The organism is Microcoleus sp. B5-D4 (assembly GCF_036705145.1).
GTDB lineage: Bacteria > Cyanobacteriota > Cyanobacteriia > Cyanobacteriales > Microcoleaceae > Microcoleus.
This window is the reverse complement of record NZ_JAUBTV010000170.1, coordinates 1-3,443: the sequence shown is the minus strand read 5'-3', so window position 1 is coordinate 3,443 and position 3,443 is coordinate 1. Positions and strand designations below refer to the sequence as shown.

Sequence of the window (3,443 nt, the reverse complement as noted above, 5' to 3'; positions counted from 1 at the left end):
ACGGCATTATACTTGATTTGTTTTTTTGTACATCATACCTAGTGTACCACTTGTTCGACCTTAAGTAAACCGTATTGCGATATATCCGATCTACATGAATTGATTCAGGGTAAAATCCGGTGAATTGTTTAAATGCTTCTACTTGTCTTTTAAGGTCTCCTGATTCGTTGAAGTTATCCCAACTAATTCGGTCTAAAAATACGTACCCATTTCGACAACGGGCTGACAGTTTTGCCCCAAATTCAACGGATTTCCCGGCTTTCCCTCTGACGATGGGGCGGATATGTGGTTGCTTTAAACTTACCCCAACTGTCGGGAATACTATGTTCTTTCTTTTCATACATTGACAACTGTTGACGGTAGACTTCTGCCACTACTAACAGCATTTTATAATGAGATTTAGTCAGTAACTGTAGCTCACCCATTCCCTCTATATTCGCCAAATTTCTTTGGATGTATTGCAGTTGTTTTTTAATTGCTTTTCTTCTTTCTTTTTGTCGTGGTTTTCGCTGTGCCGGCTATGGTTAGGTATTCTTTTCTGGCTCGGTTTCGATAAGTTCTCGGTTTTTTTTTACGGGTGACTTAATTTGATTGTGTAGAGCATCTATGATTTTTTCAGTATGTTCTCTTGCTTGATTTAATAGTCCTAAGTCGGTCGGATATTTAAGGTCTGCTGGCGTACAGGTTGCATCTAATATTAATTTTCCTTGATTTTTGGGTTCACTTATTTCTGATGACTCTTTTTCGACGATAACTCCTGGCTCTTCGGTCTGCTCTTTGACCATTTTTTCGTTAATTTTATTGACTAGGTTGACTCCTATTCTCTCCCTAAAATGAACAAACATGGATGAATCAAATGGTGCAGCATCACTATAGGTTGTCATGCCTATAAAGTATTGTAGGTATGGGTTTTCTCTTATTTGTTCTAGCGTTTCTTTGTCGCTGGTTCCTAGCCTTTCTTTAATTATTAATGCCCCCAATGCCATCCTAAATGATTTGGCAGGCGCTCCTGTAGATACTGTAAAATTTTCGGCATATTCATCTTCAAATTCTGACCACGGAATTATTTTTGCCATGATTACCCAACGATTATTCTCTGATAATTGCCCCTGTCCGTGAAGGTCAAAGTTGGAAGGTGGGGTTGGGGCCCTAGTCAACTTTTCGGTACATGAACGAAAGTGCTGCTGTGCATGGCTTTTGACTAATTTTAGCTCATAGTCTTACACATTGTCAACGCCGAACGCGAGTCAAAGTCTTTTGAGGTAAGGGTTTTAGGCTTATTCAGCAAGCCCTAATTCCTTTTTCTTTACACCATGCTCGGTTTTCCTTTGTACGGTAAATGCGATCGGCATGAACTGACTCTGGATAGTATCCCGTGAATCTATAATAAGCTTCTACTTGGGCTTTTAAGTCCCCTGATTCGTTAAAATTATCCCAGCTCATCCGGTCTAAAAATACATATCCTTCAAAACAACTGGCCGATAGTTTAGCTCCAAACTCTACGCTTTTCCCTGCTTTTCCTCTGACTATAGGACGAATGTGTGGTTGACTTAAACTTACTATTCTATCCTCAATGCTCTGTTTATTGTTATCAAATAACCACTGGTGTTGGCGAGTGACTTCTGTGAGGACTAGCAAGCTTTTATATTGCTGTTTGTTCAAACTTTATAGGGTCGCACCTGAATCGATTAGCTGTTCAATATGAGCGAGGTTTCTTTTGATATATTGAAGTTTTTTTTAATGGCCTGTCTTTTTTTTTTGCGGGTAGGTCTTCTTTGTTTGGCTATTAATAAGTAATCTTTTCGGGCGATATTACGGTAGGTTCTTGGTTTTTTCGGGATTTTACCTTTGAGCTGTTTATACAGGAGATCTATGATTTTTTCGGTGTGAACTCTGGCTCTGTTTAATAGTCCTAAGTCGGTCGGATAACTAATATCTGCTGGGGCGCAGGTTGCATCTATGATTAATTTTACCCTATTGGATGACTCATTTTTGGCGTCCGAATCCTTTTTTTTTTCTGGTTTGACTGGCGTGATTTGTCGCATTTTTTCAACCATCCGTTCGTTCACTTTATTAATTAGGTTCGGACTAATTCTTTGCCGAAAGTCTACTAATAGGGATGGGTCAAATGCGAGTTCATTGCTGTAGCTTGATAGACAGATGAAGTATTGCATATAGGGGTTTTCGCGGATCTGTTCGACTGTTTCGCGATCGCTAATTCCTAATTTTTCTTTGATAATTAATGCTCCCAATGCCATCCTCCATGATTTGGCTGGTGCGCCCTTTTCTGTGGGAAAGTTTTCGCATATTCTGATTCAAATTCAGACCACGGGATTATTTGGGCCATTTTTACCCAACGGTTAAGGAGTGACAAATTCCCTCCGAAGGGTAGTTCAAAGTCGGAGAGTGAGGGAGGAGCAAGCTCAGCTTTTCTGTACATGATCGCAGATGGCGATGCACGACTTTTGACCTATTTTACCTGTTTTTCTTGCACGCTGATCTCGATCGTGCCAGTTCTTAACCTAAGCCACGTAAAGTGCGATCACTTCTTCAGCAAGCCCTAGTATAGCCGTCTTTATCCGCCTTTATCAGTCTTTTTCCGCCTTGCATCCAAATTTTAGAAATACCCGTCTTTTTCCGTCTTTTTTCGCTTTTCAGTTTTGGGCGATCGGTCTATGATCAGGAAGAGCTACAAAGCAGCTTGGTTGGTACAAGGGACTGGGCATCTAATCTTAATCTCCAACAGCGACCGATGGGGCTTTAAGTAAGCCGGCAGGAAAATTCGTAAGTATGTAACAAAATATTAAGTAGGACGCTCGGCTCTCAATTTAATGCGTTTTGTAGAGTAGTTTCCTTTTTTTCCTCTAGCTTCTACCCCAGGGTAAACGCATCTAATTTCTAAATTCCCATATATAGCGTCTGAGTAGAGACAAAAGCGCTACAGGTGGAAAAACCGTTCTCAATAAACAACAATAAAGCCGAGTCCGCAGTGCTAAAACCCCTCGTTATTGACAAGATGCGTTTACCCTTGGATGTCATAAGGGACGACGCATAAGGTTTCTTTCTTCTTCCTGATTGTGAGAATTTAACAGGCTTCTCAATTCAGGTATCATTTCCAGTGTGTTTTGTCAAGACCGCATACTGAACCGATGCTCTAGCCCGTCCAAGTTCTTTAAAACCTACAACAACAAAAGCTCCTCTGATGTAGGAGCTTTTGTTTGTATATTGTCGAGCGGCATTGAGCTATTTTCGAGATGCAGTGACGGGAAAAAGATCTTAGCCAAATGGGCGTTTAACAAGCGAAAAGTTGTAAGGGTAAAAAACCCTGAAGACTGCAGAGAATTAAGTCATCATCATCACCATGTAGAAACAGAGGTCAAGCCCTCGGTCTATTAGTACGCCTCAGCTTCATCCCTCTCAGGACTTCCACTTAACGCCTATCA

2 pseudogenes are annotated in these 3,443 nt (G+C 40.8%); both read right to left on the bottom strand.

The features are described from left to right. Positions 1 to 76: 76 nt before the first annotated feature. A pseudogene (locus QUB10_RS33855) lies at positions 77 to 1,170 on the bottom strand (IS5 family transposase); the annotation flags it as partial. A 120-nt stretch (positions 1,171 to 1,290) separates the two neighbouring features. Next, positions 1,291 to 2,440 (bottom strand): annotated as a pseudogene (locus QUB10_RS33850) (IS5 family transposase); the annotation flags it as partial. Positions 2,441 to 3,443 lie beyond the last annotated feature (1,003 nt).